We start from the raw sequence: 16,858 nt of genomic DNA on the forward strand, positions 1-16,858 counted from the left end.
TTGGTATGGTAAAGAGCCTCCGCCACCCGTCCATCCTGCGCGTCATCAGCCACTTGCGCCTCACGGTCAAGACCAAAATCTGGCTGGCCGTGACTAGCATTGTGCTGCTGTTTTCGTTTTTCGTCCTCTTCTACCTGCCCGTCATTCAGGAGCGCAGCCTGCTGGCCAACTTCAATAAGGACGTGCAAAACCACGCCAACACGGTGGCGCTGGGCGTGAAAATCGCCATGACCGAGCAGAACTTCCAGGGCGTGCAAACGGCCATGGATTTTGTGAAGAAGGACCCGCTGCTGCAGTTCGTGAGCCTGCTCCAAACCGACACCGCCTGGGACGCCGCCCACACCCGGTACCGCATCACGCGCACGGTGTTCAAGACTTATCCCGAGGCGAAAAAGGTCGACGTCAACGCCATGTCTAACGACTCGACGGTGGTGAAGCGCACCGCCTTCCGCACGCCCATGATGAGCGGCGAAATCATGCTGGCTTTTTCGACCCGCGAAATCGTGCAAAGCAAGCGGCATATTCGCGTCACCTCGCTATTTTTCAGCTTCCTGGTGTTCAGCATCGGCATTGGCATCGGCTTTGTGCTGGCCAAAAACATTTCGGTGCCGGTGCTCAAGCTACGCGACGCCGCCACCAGAGTGGGCCGCGGCGACCTCACCCAGCGCGTGGACAGCAACTCGCGCGACGAGATTGGCGAGCTCGGCACCGCCTTCAACAAGATGGTGACCGACCTGGAAACCACGCGCCAGCAGCTCGAAGCCCGCACCAGCGAGCTGATGGTGGAAAAACGAAAGTCCGACGACCTGCTCGAAGGCCTGCAGCGCACCCTGGCCGACTTGCGCGACACCCAGGAGCAGCTCATCCGGCAGGAGAAGCTGGCGTCCATCGGCCAGCTTACCAAGGGCCTCGTCGACCGCCTGCTGAACCCGCTGAGCTACGTCAACAATTTCTCGGACGTGTCGACCGAGCTGCTGGCCGAATGCCGCGAGCTGCTCGCGGCCGAGCCTTACGCCGCCGATGAGCATCTGCAGGAGGAAGTGGTGCCCCTACTGGAAATGGTGGAAAGCAACATCGGCAAAATCAAGCAGCACGGCACCAGCCTCACGCGCATCGTGCGCAGCATGGACAAGCTGCTGCAAGTCAAGTCGACGGATTTCGTGGAAGTCGACCCCAACGTGTTTGTGGCTGAGCAGCTGGCAGCGTACCGGCAGGAGTTGGACGAGGCCTACCGGGGGGTACCGTTGGAGCTGATGCCGGGCGACAACCCCGAGAACATAACCGTGCGGCTAGTGCCCACGGAGATGGCCGCGGTCCTGTCCAGTCTGCTCAACAACGCCCTGTATGCCGTACACGAGAAGTCCTTGCGCAACCCGGACTTCCGCCCCGCGCTCACCGTGGCCACGGTTTTTCAGGAAGAAGGCGTCGAAATTCAGGTCCGCGACAATGGCACGGGCATTTCTGCCGCCGAGCAGGAGCAGCTGTTCTCGCCCTTCTTCACCACCAAGCCCACTTCCAAAGGAACCGGCCTGGGCCTGTTTATCAGCCAGGACATCGTGAAAACCCACAAGGGCCACATCACTGTCGAATCCAGCCCAGATGTGAGCACCACGTTCACCATCAACCTGCCGGCCGCCACCGTAGCGGTGAGCTAAGAAGTAGGCGGCGAAGCCCAATTGCCCATCGCGGGGCGCCTTCTCCGCCGGCAAGAAATCCTACACCTACAAAGTAGCCCTGAAACCCGGCCGCCCCTACGGCTTCGTCATCAACGGCGGCTTCCACTCCGCCGATGGCCGCCCCCTCAAAACCGACGAGGTAAAATTCAGCACCTATCGCTTCCACCACCCCGCGGCTGGTTCAGCGGGCAGCGGCGGGCGCGGTGGTTTCTGGGGCAGCAAAAGGTGACGAAGGGCGGCAAGCTAATGTATAATTATATTTAATATTTCTTTTCTAGTAATATGAAACCCTTCCTCCAAGCCTTATTTTTTGTTCTATTAGCGTTGAATTGCAGGGCTGACGAGCCACGTTCCCAGACTAATTTCAAGAGTAAGGACGGTATATATGAACTCCAACTACTTCGAACTAGAAAAGACACTGCTAGAAAGTATATTAATGAAGCAGGTAAAGCAATTTATCCTATTACCAGTAGATGGGGAATGTTTATCGTAGCCACCCATAAGGAACTGTATTCCTTTGAGGAAAGCAACGACAACATTGCTTCAAAAACGGCGCTCATCTCAGATAATGGCAACCGAATTGCTGTCTTAGATGATTGGAGCGCTGGAATTCCCTTCTATAATTATGGGGTTCTCAGCTTTTATGAACGCGGCCGCAAAATCAAAGAATATGTCCTTCACGACTTTCTCTGTTCCTGTGGCAGTATTTCATCGTCAGTAAGTCATTTCAGATGGTTTGTCGACTATAGATTCGCTCCTTTAACCCATTCCCTGACGATTTCTACCTATGAATTAAACACGTTTGTATTTGACATAACATCTGGCCAACTACTTAGCAAAAGGCAGAATCCAGCAGTTACCAATACATCCGTTCTGGTATCTGGTCTGGTGCAAAAAATCGCCCATCAGCATTATAAGCTAACGGTGGAGCACCGGATGCATGGAACCGTACCAGAAAATGGTATAGTTACTTTCTTTAGCAAAAAGAAAATTCGACCTGGCGCCTATCTTACGCTTCTTATTGATAATGGTCAGCGGATAGACGCTCCTGGACTCTACGAGGAGGCCAACTTAAATAGTGGCACGTTTAAGCAAGAAAGAAAGCTGCGCCAAGAAGTAGAATCTATGGGAGGTTTAAAGGCGCTTACTGCCGAACAGAAAGAATTCTTTTTAGGAATATCTGGATGCCCTTAGTCTGCCAGTAATTAACACCAAAAAACCGCCCGCTCCCCTCACGGCAGCGGGCGGCTTCATTTCCAACGCTACGGAAAGCTACGCCTGCTTCTCCGGCTTCCCGCCGCCGGAGTTGAGAATCTTGCGCGCCTGCAAGTAGCCCGCGTACAGCTTTCAGTTCAGCAGCTTAAAGTTCTTCATGTCCTCGTCGAGGGTACGCACCCCCGCCAGCAGCTCGGCCAGTAGGTCTCCCCGGGCCGCACTTCCAGCGCTGATTACCTTCGCTCTCCGGGTATGCCACGGGTCACCCGCCGACTTTCCACTAACCCTCACTGCCCCTATGCTAGCCGCCACCCTCCAAACCCTCTTCGACCGCGACCTGCACAAGCTGCGCGTCGAAATCGAATCCTACCAACGCGAAGAAGCCATTTGGCGGGTCGAAAAAGGCATCAGCAACTCAGCCGGCAACCTCTGCCTGCACCTCATCGGTAACCTCAACACCTACATTGGGGCCGAGTTGGGTGGCAGCGGCTACATCCGGCAGCGGGAGCTGGAATTCTCCCAGCAATACGTGCCCCGCGCCGACCTCGTGGCCAGCATCGAAGCCACGCGCATTGTGGTGGCCGCGGCCCTCGCCCCATTCACCGATGAACAGTTGGGCCAGGAATACCCCCTTCTGGTGCTCGAAAACAAGATGACAACTGTGCACTTCCTAATGCACCTCACCACCCACCTCACCTACCATCTGGGCCAAATCAACTACCATCGCCGCTTACTCGACGCGTGAACTCCACCCGCGCCTCCCCTCTTCCCTAATTCCTGATTTTCAAGCCCCGCCTCCATGATTGGCATCCTCGTTGAGCTTGTGCTGTCGTGGCTGCTGCTCCGGCTGGTTGCCAGCCGCAGCTTGGCGGCGTTGGGGCTATGGCCGGACAAGGTGCGGGGGCTAGAGCTAATAGCGGGGATGCTGATGGCCGGGCTGGTGTGCGCCGCTTATCACGCCGCCATGTACTTGGCGGGCAATGGCTGGGCGCTTAATCCTGCTTACACCGCCGCCGCGTTTGCCAGGAGCAGCTTCTGGGTGCTAAAATCGGTGCTGTACGAAACTTTGATTTTTCAGGGCGCACTGCTTTACTTGGCCGTGCAGCGGCTCGGAACTGCCAAAGCCTGCCTGCTGTCGGCCGCCTGCTTTGGGGTCTACCATTGGTTTTCGTACGGCGCCTTCGGCAACCCCGTGCAAATGGCTTTCATCTTTTTCATGACGGCCATCACCGGGCTCATGTATGCCCAGGCCTTCGCCCAAACCGGCTCCCTTTACCTACCCATCGGCCTGCATTTCGGCTGGAACCTTACCCACATTGTCGTCTTCTCCGCGGGCCCGCTGGGGCCGCAGCTCTTGGTGCCGGCCAATCAACACAGGCTGCAGGACATGCTGTCGCTGGTGGTGTTCCTGTTCCAAGTGCTGGCCTTGCCCGCAATTGCCTACCTCTACCTAAAGCGGCGGCGCCAGCCACTGGCTCCCCGAGCGGCCTAGGCCCGATGCCGCTTTCAACCTTTCTTTTCGTAGGTCGGTTGTTTCTTGTCACCTTACGCACCTCGTATGAACAGCTTCTGCGAACAGCTCGGCCTCGCTCACCCTATCATCCAGGCCCCCATGGCGGGGGTATCAACGGTGGCATTGGCCGCGGCCGTGTCGGAAGCCGGGGCGCTGGGGTCGTTTGCCACGGGCGCCATTCCCGATGCCCAGGCCGTGGCCCGGCAGTTGGCCGAGCTGCAAGCCGCCACCGCCCGGCCGTACAACGTGAACGTGTTTTGCCACCAGCCCGCCCCGCCCAACCCCGCACACGACGCTCAGTGGCTGGCCTACCTGCAGACGTTTTTTACGGAGCTGGGTAGCGCACCACCACCCCATCTAGAGGAGCTATACCCCAGCTTTTTGGGCAATGACGCCCTGCTGGCCGTGCTGGTGCAAGCCCGGCCCCGGGTAGTCAGCTTTCACTTTGGCCTGCCCGCCGCCGCCCAGCTGGCCGCCCTGCGGCAAGCTGGCAGCCTGCTGCTGGCCTGCGTCACCTCCCCCGCCGAGGCCCGCGCCGCCGAAGCCGCAGGCGTGGACATGCTCCTGGCCCAGGGCATCGAAGCCGGTGGCCACCGCGGCACCTTCAACCAGGACATTGAGCCTGGCATCCCCACCCTCGACCTCACCCGCCACCTGGCACGCACCTCCCGCCTGCCCGTGGTGGCCGCCGGCGGCCTGATGGACGGGGCCGACATCGCGGCGGCGCTGCAGGCCGGCGCCGTAGCCGCCCAGCTCGGCACTGCCTTTGTGGCCAGCCCGGAGTCGTCCGCTGCACCCGCCTACCGGGCCGCGCTGCTCCAACAGCCGCCCCTGCCCACGGCCCTCACCGCCGTCATTTCCGGCCGCCCCGCCCGCGGCCTCGTCAACCGCTTCGTGCTTGATGTCGACCAACCCGGCCGGCCGCCCGTGGCCGCCTACTCCCGTGCCTACGCCGCCGGCAAAGCCCTGGTGGCCGCTGCCCAGCAGGCCCACGAGCCCGGGTTTGCCGTGCAGTGGGCGGGCACCGGCGCCGGCCGCGCCCGGGCCCTGCCCGCCGCCGAGCTGGTGCGCACCCTGGCCGCGGAGCTTCGGGTAGCAATGGGCTAATACTAATTGCCAACATCAGAGAGAACAAGCTTAGCCTGGTGGCCAATACTGCTTGCCCTGCGGTATTTTCAACTCAGCATGACCGTCTACAACCTTCCCCACGACCTACTGCCGGCCGGTAGCCCCGCCCCCACCGACGTGCTCATCCGCAGCTACGCCTCGCAGCAGCCGTCCGTCAAGAACCGGCTGGTGCTGCACTACCACATGATTAACCTGCTTATAGCAGGGCGCAAAACCCTGGTGCAGGCCGCCGGTACCGTTACCATTTTCCAGGACGAAATCCTGCTTATGGCCGCGGGCCACACCCTCACCAGCGAGTTGCTCTCCGACGACGGCCAGTTTCGCAGCATCCTGCTCTACTTCAGCCCTGCGGTGCTGGCCGAGTTTTACGCCCGGCACGCCGCTCAGCTGCCCGCGGCCAGCGCCGGCTCGCCCCTGGTCACCTTCGCCAAAGACGATTTCATTCGCAACTACATCGAGTCGCTGCGTTTGCTCCTTGCGGCTCCCACGCCGCCCAGCTCTGAAATTCAACGCCTCAAGCTACAGGAGCTGCTGCTCTACCTGCTTCACACCAACCCCGCCGCCCTGGGCAAATTCCAGCGCACGCCGCGCGCCAGTTCGCCCGAACTGGCCCTGCGCCAGGTGGTCGAAACTCACCTCTCCCAGCCCATCACCGTGGATGAGCTGGCTTTCCTCTGCCACATGAGCGTGTCGACGTTCCAACGCCGGTTTGCCGCCAGCTACGGTCAGCCTCCGCAGAAATGGCTGCTTCAGCAGCGCATGCAGCGCGCTGCCGCCCTGCTCCACCAGCACCAGCCGCCCAGCGACGTGTACCAGCAGGTGGGCTACGAAAGCCACTCCAGCTTCTCCGAAGCCTTCAAGAAGGCCTTCGGCGTGTCGCCCACTAAGTTCAAGCAGCAAGGCTTGGTGGCAGGCTAGCGCATTTGCTCAGGAAGGAAGGAAGGAAGGAAGGAAGGAAGGAAGTCATGCCGAGCGCAGCCGAGACATCTCGCGTCCTATAGTAAACTCAATTGCCAGACTCGCCCTTTGGAGAGGGGGCCTGGGGGAGGCCCTAGTCAGAACAACACGCCCCAATTTGACTGCCCTGCCACAGTTTTTGACCGAAACGCCCTAACTCACCCCTCTCGCCTCCGCTCAACTTTACAGCATTCTTTTTCACTCCTAAAATGCTGCTGACATGAGCACCCAAACCGAGGAAAACAAGGCCATTATTCGCCGCTTCAACCACGAAGGCATCACCCAGGGCAACGTGGCTACTCTCAACGAGCTGCTGGCACCCGACTTCGTCAATCGCACCGCTCCCGCCGGCATGGACGCCGGCCCCGGCGGCATGCACTACTTCTTCCTTCACATCCTGCAGCCCGCCTTCACCAACCTGCAGGTCGACATCCTCGACCAGGTAGCCGAGGGCGACAAGGTAACCACCCGCAAAGCCATCAAAGGCCTGCACACTGGCGAGCTGCTGGGCCTTGCCCCCACCCATCGGCCTGTCACCATCGACGTCATCGACATCTACCGCCTGCGTGAGGGCCGGCTCATCGAGCATTGGGGCCTTACCACCCTGACCGATGTGATGAACCAACTGACGGCCAACTAGCAAATTTCGCAAATGCCCTACCCCCTGCCCGCTTCCCTACCGAAGCGGGCAGCTTCGTTTTGTGGCTTGGGCCACAAACAACCTGGCCTTGCCGTGCTCTCTACAAGGGCTTGGCAATTGGCCCATTCCATTGCCTTTACCACCCGCAAGGAGTCGCCGGCATTCACTACGCTCAATCCTGGATGTAAGGCCTTTATCATTAAGCACTACATAACACCTCAATTGCCAGCAAAGTAATCTGGCACGCTTTTAACAACCCCTTGGATGCTGAAAAGTGGTTGACTAACGAAGAGCCCCCTCTTCATTAAACTCGCCTTTTCTGCAAGAGGGATTTTTTACGCTAACAGCCCTTCAGTTAAAGACCTAACTGCGTATTAAATCCAGCCCACCTTCTTTATAAAGTTAAATTCCGGCCTGATACTATACAGTACCGCTCATTAGCTTGGCCCAAAATGTGCTTACGTATTTTACAGGCATATGACTGGCAAAATATAGCCCTTTGCTATTAGCGGGTGCAGTTTCCAATGGAGCTGACCCGTATAAATTCGTAAATTTTTCACCTGCCGAAACTATTCATTCGCCGATTATTTTAGGGGGCTCGACCCAAAAAAGTATACTTTGGGCTTTGGTTTCAATTCAAACCCCTACCTTTCTAACCTCGAAAGCCATTTTCAATCCGACCGGCTTTCTTTTCTATCCTCTTTGCACCCCTCTCCTGTGTCCATCGAACTAGAAATGTCGGCCCCGCTGACCCCTGTATCGCTCGGCGCCGCCCCCCAAACGTTTCCGGCCCGCACCACCTACGACCGTGTCGTATTGCCCGGCGACTTTCCCGACCCCACCGTCACCAAAATCGGCGATACCTACTGGGCCAGCGCCACCACCGCCGAGTGGGGCGCCATCTTCCCCATCTTCTCCTCGAAGAACCTGCTCGACTGGGAGCTGGTCGGCCACGTGTTCCCTGACAAGCAGCCCGACTGGGCCAGTTCCAACTTCTGGGCGCCCGAGTTCCACCACGAAAACGGCCGCACTTACATGTACTACACCGCCCGCAGCAAGCAGGGCGGCATGCTGTGCGTGGCCGTGGCCAGCGCCGACCACCCGGCCGGCCCCTACCGCGACCACGGCCCCCTGGTAGGCCAGGAAGCCGGCTCCATCGACGGCTTCGCCATGCCCGATGAAAACGGCGACCTCTACCTCGTTTGGAAAGAAGACGGCAACTCCTGCCAGCAGGAAACCCCCATTTGGGCCCAGCGCCTGAACTCCGAGCGCACCGCCCTCATTGGCGAAGCCACCGAGCTGTTCACCAACGACGTGAAGTGGGAAGGCCCGCTTGTGGAAGGCTCGGCCCTAGTGCGCCACAACGGCTGGTTCTACCACTTCTTTGCCGGCAACTCCTGCTGCGGCAAGGGCTGCAACTACGCCACCGGCGTGGCCCGCTCGCGCAGCCTGCTCGGCCCCTGGGAGAAGCACCAGCAAAACCCCATCCTCGACCGCAACGACGTGTGGAAATGCCCCGGCCACGGCACCGTGACCGAGTTAGACGGCCGCTGGTTCCTGCTGCACCACGCCTACGCCGCCGAAAGCCACGAGTTTGTGGGCCGCCAGGGCCTGCTCTCCGAGTTCACCTGGAACGCGCAGGAGTGGCCCGAATTCGTGAACCGCAGCCCCCAGGCTCCCGCCCTCACCGATATGGGCCAGTTTAACATTGCCGAGGAGTTTGAAGGCGATGCCCTAGGCCTGGAATGGCAGTGGCCCATCAGCGCCCCCAAGCCTGAGGCTACCGTGCGCGACGGCCAGTTGCACCTCGCAGCCAGCGCCTCGCGCCTGGGCACCATCGTGGGCCGCCGCACCCACGCCGCCACCTACAAAGCTGCCACCACCATCGACTTCGCCAACCTGCCCGTCGATACCTACGCCGGCCTGGCCGCAGTGGGCGACCCCTACAACGCTCTGGCCCTGGTGGCCGGCAACGGCCAGGTGCAAATCTGGCACCTGAAGAGCGGCAAGCAGCAAACCCTGGCCCAGCTTTTCGTGGAGCCCTGCGACACGCTCACGCTGCGCCTCGAAGTATGGGGCGGCCAGCGCTACCGCTTCGCCTATAGCACCGACGGCGCCACCTGGCAGCCCCTGCCCACCGAAAGCTTCTCCCTCAACGGCACCTACCTCCCGCCCTGGGACCGGGGCGTGCGCGTGGCCCTCGTAGCCCAGGGCGCCGAGGATACAACAGCGATGTTCAACAACTTCATCGTGCGCAACAAGCGGTAAGTCAGGTTTGCTAACAATGACAAGGCCCGGCCGTCCTCATGGATGGCCGGGCCTTTCGCTTTTACAATTTTCTACTGAACGTCATGCAGCGCGCAGCGAAGCATCTCGCGTGCCGAAGTAACTCAATCGTGAAACTGATTTGATTACTACTACACGCGAGATGCTTCGCTGCGCTCTGCGTGACGATTCTTCGATACTCTTATAGACCTAACAAACAGCAACGCCCGGCACAGATGTGTCGGGCGTTGCTGTTTTAAGAAAGGCGGCCGGCTAGCGGCGGTGCTTCTTCGATTTGCTTTTCGACTTCGAAGGCGTGCTCTTTTTTGAGGAGGATTTGTGCGAGGAGCTTTTCTTGGAAGACGATTTGCTTTTGCTGCTCTTGCTCTTCGATTTCGATTTGCTGGATTTCGAGTGCGACTCCGATTTAGCTTTGGACTTCGACTTGCTCGATTTGCTCTTGCTGTGCGAAGACGATTTGTGCGACTTCGACTTGCTGGACTTGCTGCTGTGCGACGACTTGTGCGACTTCGATTTGCTGTGGCGGGCGGCGCGGCGGGCTTCGGCGCGCGCCTCGGCCCGGGCTTCGGCGCGGGCCTCTTCGCGGCGGGCGGCGGCCCGGCGGGCAGCAGCGCGGGCAGCAGCGCGGGCTTCGGCGTGGCTGGCTTCGTAGCTGCGGGCGGTGCGGGCCGTGATGGTGGCCGACTCGTCGGTGGCCTCGGAGTAGTGGGCAGTGGCGTCGGTTTCGGGGGCGGCGGTGTTGTCGTCGGCGGCGGCTTTGGGGGCCTCGGTCACGATTTTCTTGCGGCGCACGGGCATCAGGAAATCGCGCTCGGCGCGCTCGCGGAGGCTCAGGTTCTCCTCGCCGGGGAGCTTCGTAACGGGTACTTGCTTCTCGTTTTGGGCTTGGGCACTGCTCCACGTAAGCAGGGCTAAAAGGACGACTAACAGATGCTTCATAAACGAATAATGTAAAACCAACAGAAGACAAATCTACTGTTTGACCCGTTTAAATGCAAGGCCAAAGTGGTTTTAAACGCTATAGGAGCCGTTTCCGCAGCCCAGCGGCCTATTTTACCCAGTTGACTGGCTACGGCGCCACCTGCAGCCGCCCCCCGGCCGCATGCGCCCCAAACTCGGGGGCGTACAGGCACTGCACCTGGCTGAGGCCGCCCGAAAAGTCGCCCGCCTGGCTGGCACGCAGCCGGTACTCGAAGACGTGGGTGCCGCGCGGCACTTCGCTCAGAAAAAAGTTCGTGGCCGCGTCGCGCGGACTTTCATAGTAACCCAGGCCGTTCTGGTAGCGGTAGCCGCTGGTTTGGCCGATGGGCTCGAGGCCGGCGGCGCGCTGGTCTTTGAGGTGCACGTATTCGAGGGCGCGGTCGGTGCGCAGCACGAGGCGCACCACCAGCGCATCGCCGGTTTTCAAGGGCGAGGCGGGTGTGAGCTTTTCTAGCACCGGTCCACCTGCCGTGCGGGTTTCGCGGTACAGCTCGCGCTCCAGGCTGAGCGGCGTGGCGGCGGGCGTCACCTTGTCCATGTCTTCAAAATACTGCCAGTAGAGCGCGCCCCAGGCCACGCCCGCGTCGGGCTTGGTCACGGTCACTTTGCCCTGGGCGGGCTGCACCTCAGCGGCGGGCCAACTGGTTTTGAAGTAGCCGGTGCCAGCCTGCGCCGCCTCGGGTTTCACGGCTCGACCGCCTACCGTGACTTGCAGCGGCTGGGTGGGAGCCAGCCAGTCGGAGCCGCGCAGCAGCAGGGCGTAGCAGGCGTCGGCGGTGGCGCGGGTGCTTTCCCAGCTGTGCGTCTGCTTCTGCTTAAGCAGCCAGAGCTTCATTTCGTCCACCGCCTTTTGGTCGTTTTTCACTTCATCAAAGGCTTCGATGAGCGTGGCCTGGGTTTCGGTGGGGGCTTCGCGCCAGTAGTAGCCCCCGCGCACTTCCTTCCAGTACATGCCCAGTTCGGGCGAGTGCAGGGCGTTTTCGCTCAAGGCGCGCAGCATCTCGGCAGCGGCGGGCGCCTTGGCATCGTGGCGGAACAGCACCAGGGCCGCCTGGGCCTGCAAGTAGCGCGTTTGGGCGGGCCAGTACTTAGCCGCCTGCTCGCGGTAGTAGGCGAAGGCGGTTTTGGCGCTGGCGGCCTCGGGCTGCTGGGGCCAGAAGCTACGGGCGTAGAGGGCCTGAATCTGCTCGTCGCCGAGGTAGTTGTCGGTCAGCTTCACGTTTTTGGTTTTGCGCAAGCGGGCGTAGTCGTCGGCCAGCTTGGCATCGAGGTAGCGCAGGGCATTCTGCAGGATGCCGCGGGCCACGTCGTCCTGGCTGGCATCGAAGGCGCTTAGCTTTTTCAGCTTGCCGAAGCCGGCCACGATGAGTTGGGTGATGTACCGGTCCTCGGGCATCTTCTCAAACCACGGAAACGCGCCGCTCTCTAACTGCATGCGCTGGAGCTTGAGCAAGGCGCGGCTGGTTTCGCCTTTGAGGCGGGTCTCATCAAACAGCTCGACGAGGCGGGCCAGGCGGGCGGTTTCGTTCTGGGCGTCGCGTACCCAGGGTGTTTCCTGGAGGAGCAGGTTTTTCAGCTCCTGGTTTTGGGCCAGCTTGCTTTCGAGGGCATTTTTCTGGGCGGCGGTGCCGCTTTGGGCCTGGCGCGTCCACTCGGCCAGCACGGTTTTGAAGCGCGGGTTGGCTCGCAGAATTTGAGCGGCCAGTAGGTTGGCGTAGAGGCGGCTGAATGTTTGCTCGGAGCACTCGTAGGGGTACTCCATGAGGTAGGGCAGGCTCTGCACGGCATACCAGGCGGGGTTGGCCGTCATCTCCAGCGTGAGCGAGTAGTTGCGCCGCGTGGGGCTGCTGGTGCTCGTGAGCTTGCTCAGCTCAAATGTGCGGCTGCCGGGCCCCACAATGGGCAGCGGAAGGCTCTCGGTGAGCAGAATGCGGTTGGGTAGCACCGGGAGGGTGTTTTCTTCGCCGTCGGAGAAAGTAGTTGTCAGTTGTCGGTTGTCAGTTGTCGGTTTCTTCCTTTTCTTGGTTTTTGGTGCCCTGCCTTTTTCTTCACTAACAACTGACAACGAAGAACTAGCAACTACTCGGTACGTCACGGCGGCCGGCGCAAAATCGGCCGGAATGCTGATTTCCCAACCCAGCGCGGCGCTCTGGTGCGCGGCGGCTGATACCGCCTGCTGCGCCGGGCCCTTTAGCAGCTGGCTGGTGAGGTCCTGGCCGGTGGCGGCGTCGAGCAGGAAAAGCTGGGCGGTGCCGCTGGTGGCGTGGTCGGTTAGGTTTGAGAACTTGGCGGGGAAGGTGAAGGTGTCGCCCTGCCGCAGGAAGCGCGGCGCGTTGGGCGTAATCTGAATTTCCTTTTGGGTGACGAGCTGCCGGGCCAGCTGGCCGCTGTGCAGTTGCTGGTCGTGGGCCAGGGCCAGCAGCTGCCAGCGCGTCACGGCCTCGGGCATCTGGAATTCGAGCACCACCTCGCCGTTTTTGTCAGTGCGCAGGGCTGGCTGCCATAAAGCTGTTTCGCGGAAGTCGCTGCGGGTGGGCACGGCGGAGAGGTCGGGGGCGCCACCAGCGGACACACCTGCGTCCTGAGCATAAGTTCGACCTGCTAAGACTTTTACCTCTTCATCCCTCTTGACAACTGGTGCAGTAAACCTCAATTTAGCTGCCATTGGCGCAGGAGCAGCCATCGTTTCATTCATCACCGCGTTACCGCGGACAGTCACCGTAACCACAGCTTTATCCTGTAGTTCTTCCTGGTCGGGAACTTCCTCCGCATATCTCTCCCAAGTCATTAACTGCGGGTAGCGCACACCAAGCAACATTCCAGCGTTTTCGCTACCGAACATTTCCTCCGAACTTATATCCCCGAACTCTCCCTGCCACCCAAACCGCGCCGGATAATACGCCGACCAAAACTCCAGCCCCATAAAGCTATGAGCCCGAAACACATCGAGGCTCTGGTCATAAAGCGTGGCTAATAGTTCGGCATCGGCAGGCTGGCCATTGGCCTGGCGGATGCTCACACGCCAGGTTTCCTTCTGGCCGGGCTGGAGCTTGTCGCGAAAGGTGGCGATGCTGAGGCGCAGCGGCTGCGGTTTCTCCGCTACCTGCACGGTGGCATCGTGGCGGTAGAGGCGGCCGTCGCGCACCTGCAGGGTGTGGATGTAGAGCGGGCTCAGGGCCGTGGCCGGGCCGCTCTCGATGCTCAGGCGGCGCTGCTCGTTGGCGCGCAGCGTCAGCCATTCGGAGCGTAGCAGCTGGCCCTCGCGCTCCACTTCCAGCAGGATGCGGGCATCGGTTTCGCTGCTGCCCAGCAGCAGGGTGGCGGGCTGGCCGGGCGCCACTGTATCGGCCGGGGCCACCACCCAATCGGGCGTGGCGTAGGGCACGGTGGCAGCCTGCGAGTCGTAGAGCGTGAAGTTGAGCCGGGCCGTGTCGGTTTCGGCCGCAAAGGCTTCGAGGCGGTAGCGGCCGGTGGGCAGGGCGGCCAGCGCGGCCTGCAGGTCGAGCACGGCGCTGGCCTTGGTGTCGAAGGGCAGCGTTTTGACCAATTCCGGCTGGGCTTCGTTCTCATCGGTTTCGGGCGCGGGGCCTTGCACGCCGGGCGGGTTGGGGCGGTAGCGGCGGGCCAGCAGGCGCAGGGTGCCGGTGGCGGGCAGGGGCTCGCCGGTGGCATTGGTACTTAACAGGCGGAAGGCGGGCAGCTGCTGCTTGTTGGCCAGTTCGGGGCCGGTGAGCTGCAGGCTGAGCGGGTTGCGGCCGATGGACACGCTGCGGGTGCCGGTGCGGGTTTCGCCGGCCGCATCGGTCACGTCGGCCGTGATTTCGAACAAGTAGCCCGGCTCCCAACGGCGGCCCGTGGGCTTGGGCACCAGCGGCGGCGTAAAAGTGAGGCTGAAGCGGCCCTCCGCATCGGTGGTGGCGGTGCCGTGGGCAATTTCCTGGGTGTTGCGGTTGGCGCCGGGCAGGTAGCGCCCACGTCCGCCGTAGCCGTAGTCGAACAGCGGGAACAGCTCGCGGCGCGTCACGCGGTAGCGCACGGTGGCGCCGTCGGTGGCCTGCCCGGAGTAGGCCCGGGCCCGCCCACCCACTGTGAGCGGCTGGCCCAGCTGCGGCCGGCCCGGCACCGAATCGAGCGTGACCAGGAAGGTGGGCCGCTTGTAGTCTTCCACCGCGAAGCTCAGGCTGCCTTGGTCAGTTTGCAATTGAAACTCCCCGTTCAGCAAACTCGTGGGCAACACCAGCGAGCCATTGAACGAGCCAAAATCAGAGGTGGTGAAATTCAGCGTCTGCACGGTTTGGCCGTTCACGTCGAGTAGGCGCACGCTCACCGGTTCACTTTTAAGCAAGCTAGCTTTTCCGCGTAGCGTTTCGGTCAGAATGCCCTTGAAGTACAGCGTCTGGCCCGGCCGATAAATGGCGCGGTCTGTGAAGAGAAAGGTGTGGCGCTGGGCCTGCTCAGGCTGGTCGTAGCGGCCCGGATAGTAATTGGTGTTGAGCGGCAGTAAAAGTGTATCGCGCCCGCGCCACATCCGCACATTGGCGAGTTGCTCACGGCCCAAGGCATCGTTGCCACTGTCCGGCCCGAGTATCTCCATTTCACCTGCTGCGCTGCTTTGGAGCACGGCGCCCAGCCGTTGCTCGTCACGCTCCCGCTCGCGGTTATATTTCCGAAACAGGGCCTGGCCGTGCACGTCAGCCAGCGGAGCGCCGCTCCGGCGACTGAGCACCAGCAGCGACGTATTACCGGTGCGCAACGCGGTTCGGTGCACCACGCTCAGCTCGCTCGCCCCCACAAACGCCGTGGCCGTGACGGCCCCCGACCGCGCCTCCAGCGGCTTCGCAGCGTGATTACTAACTATAATTAGGTAATTCCCAACGGGCAGCGCCGCGCCCGCCACCGCAAACTTCTGCTCCTTGTAATCTGGCGAATGCGCAGGCACCGGTACCGCCCAGGTAGCGGCCGGTGCGGCCCGCAAAGCCCGGGCGTAGCGCTGGGCAATGGTGCGGTTTCGCTCATCGTACTGCTTCGACTTCTCCCAATCCTTCAGCGCGATGCGGTAAGCCCAGGCGTGCAAGCCGGTCACATTGCGCGCCTTGAGGTCGAGTCGCCAGGGCTGGCCGGGCACCACCATTTCGGACGCTTCAAAGGCTACTTCCGGCTTTTCAATTTCCTGCTGCAGCTGCCGCGCCCGCGCCGCGCCGCGCGACTTCGGAAACCGGGCCTCGGCTTCTTTGGCCAGGCGCACGGCGGCCACGTTGTTGCCAGCTTCATGCAGGGCTTCGGCGCGGCGCGCCATAAATTCTGTGCTGATGGGCAGCGCCTTGTACGCTTCCGCCAGACGCTCCAGTGCCGGGGCGTACTGCGTGGCCAGGTCGGTGCCCTGCGTAATGCCGTGCAGGTAGTCGAGCCGTTGCAAATCCACATCAGCCAGCGCGGCCGGGTTTTGCGCCGCCAGCGGCAGGCGCGCTGCCGTGAGCTGCTGCAACAATCGCAACGCGTGATACTGCCCGTTGAGCGAGTCGCCGGCCGGAGCCGTCAGTTTCAGGACCGCAAACTCGGCCGCGGGGCCAAACAGTTCGGGTTGCGTGAGCTGAAACTGCTGCTCGGGCTTGGTCACGTACAGCTCCTGGTTTTGCAGGCCCTCGATGGCGCGCTGGGCCAGTAGGTCGTACAGTGTGGGGCGCAGCGCGCGGCCCTCGGCGTTGCCGCCGGTTGCAAGGTCGCCCAGCTGCGCCAGCGTGGTTTGAAGTTGGCGGCGGGGCTCGTCTTCCACCGATTGGTAGTAGTGCTGCACAACGGCCGTGCCCAGCCGGCCCATGTCCCAGGTAGCGAGGCCGGTGCCGGCAGCCGCCGGTTCCTGCTCTTCGGTGGTGGGCGTGGCGCCGGCGGTGCGCTGGTAGAGGCGGTAGCGGTTCTGGTTGAGGTAGTCGGTGTAAAGCTCAGCCAGCAGCGAGTGTAGAATGGGCCGGGCCGGGAAGGTGGCCGTTTTCACGTCGCGCTCCAGCAGGGCAATGCCTTTCTCTTCGGCATCTTCCTCCTTGGCCTCCAGCAGCCTGATTTTGTAAAGCAGCGCCCGTACGTAGGCGGGGTTGTCGCCCGTCTTTTTAGCTTGTTGGTAGATGGCCTCCACCAGCGGCGCGGCCGTGGCAGTCTGGCTTTTGGCCAGCAAAGCATCAATTTTTTTCCAGCGGGCGGCGTAGGAGCCGGGTGGCGGAGTGGAAGCAGAGTCGGCGCTGAACGTCATGAGCAGAAGCAGGCAGGCAGCGAGGAGAAAACGCATAGGCAGGAACAAGCCCCAATGCAGGGCTGAGGTTATAAAGATGCCCCACCGGGTTTTATTGCACATGCCCCAGACGTTTTCCGGCTTCTAATTCGTTGGCGCGTTCGGGCCGGCGGCAGCATTACCTTTGCATGGTATGTGCCCACCACAAGGCGGGACTTTTTTTCACTTTTTTACCCTTT

The 16,858-nt window shown here is 61.4% G+C and carries 10 protein-coding genes; 8 read left to right on the plus strand and 2 right to left on the minus strand.

The window, feature by feature from the left end; translation table 11 throughout:
- The first annotated feature begins 5 nt into the window (after window positions 1-5).
- The 8 genes from I2I01_RS13130 to I2I01_RS13165 all read left to right on the plus strand — a co-directional run bounded on the left by I2I01_RS13130 (window position 6) and on the right by I2I01_RS13165 (window position 9,397).
- A complete protein-coding gene (locus I2I01_RS13130) occupies window positions 6-1,655 on the plus strand; it encodes a sensor histidine kinase (RefSeq protein ID WP_196286936.1) in 1,650 nt (549 codons plus the stop codon).
- Between the two features lie 303 nt (window positions 1,656-1,958).
- On the plus strand, window positions 1,959-2,870 hold the full coding sequence (locus tag I2I01_RS13135) for a hypothetical protein (protein WP_196286937.1): 912 nt from the start codon (window positions 1,959-1,961) through the stop codon (window positions 2,868-2,870).
- Between the two features lie 319 nt (window positions 2,871-3,189).
- The gene (locus I2I01_RS13140; RefSeq protein WP_196286938.1) at window positions 3,190-3,636 is read left to right on the plus strand and encodes a DinB family protein; all 447 of its coding nucleotides are present in this window, start codon (window positions 3,190-3,192) and stop codon (window positions 3,634-3,636) included.
- Window positions 3,637-3,690: 54 nt separating this feature from the next.
- On the plus strand, window positions 3,691-4,383 hold the full coding sequence (locus I2I01_RS13145) for a CPBP family intramembrane glutamic endopeptidase (RefSeq protein ID WP_196286939.1): 693 nt from the start codon (window positions 3,691-3,693) through the stop codon (window positions 4,381-4,383).
- A 66-nt stretch (window positions 4,384-4,449) separates the two neighbouring features.
- Window positions 4,450-5,511, plus strand: a complete 1,062-nt coding sequence (locus I2I01_RS13150; RefSeq protein ID WP_196286940.1) for an NAD(P)H-dependent flavin oxidoreductase — start codon at window positions 4,450-4,452, stop codon at window positions 5,509-5,511.
- Window positions 5,512-5,589: 78 nt separating this feature from the next.
- The gene (locus tag I2I01_RS13155; RefSeq protein ID WP_196286941.1) at window positions 5,590-6,450 is read left to right on the plus strand and encodes a helix-turn-helix transcriptional regulator; all 861 of its coding nucleotides are present in this window, start codon (window positions 5,590-5,592) and stop codon (window positions 6,448-6,450) included.
- Between the two features lie 259 nt (window positions 6,451-6,709).
- On the plus strand, window positions 6,710-7,129 hold the full coding sequence (locus I2I01_RS13160; protein WP_196286942.1) for an ester cyclase: 420 nt from the start codon (window positions 6,710-6,712) through the stop codon (window positions 7,127-7,129).
- Between the two features lie 717 nt (window positions 7,130-7,846).
- Window positions 7,847-9,397 carry a family 43 glycosylhydrolase gene (locus tag I2I01_RS13165; protein WP_196286943.1) on the plus strand — a complete coding sequence of 517 codons (1,551 nt, stop codon included), beginning with the start codon at window positions 7,847-7,849 and terminating at the stop codon, window positions 9,395-9,397.
- Window positions 9,398-9,667: 270 nt separating this feature from the next.
- On the opposite strand, the gene I2I01_RS13170 is transcribed toward I2I01_RS13165, so the two are convergent.
- Together I2I01_RS13170 and I2I01_RS13175 are read right to left on the minus strand one after the other, a co-directional pair.
- Window positions 9,668-10,354, minus strand: coding sequence for a hypothetical protein (locus I2I01_RS13170; protein WP_196286944.1), 687 nt, complete (start codon window positions 10,352-10,354; stop codon window positions 9,668-9,670).
- Window positions 10,355-10,484: 130 nt separating this feature from the next.
- Window positions 10,485-16,676 (minus strand): alpha-2-macroglobulin family protein, encoded by a 6,192-nt coding sequence (locus I2I01_RS13175; protein ID WP_196286945.1) that lies wholly within the window; start codon window positions 16,674-16,676, stop codon window positions 10,485-10,487.
- Window positions 16,677-16,858: the final 182 nt, after the last annotated feature.

The organism is Hymenobacter properus (assembly GCF_015694735.1).
Lineage (GTDB): Bacteria > Bacteroidota > Bacteroidia > Cytophagales > Hymenobacteraceae > Hymenobacter > Hymenobacter properus.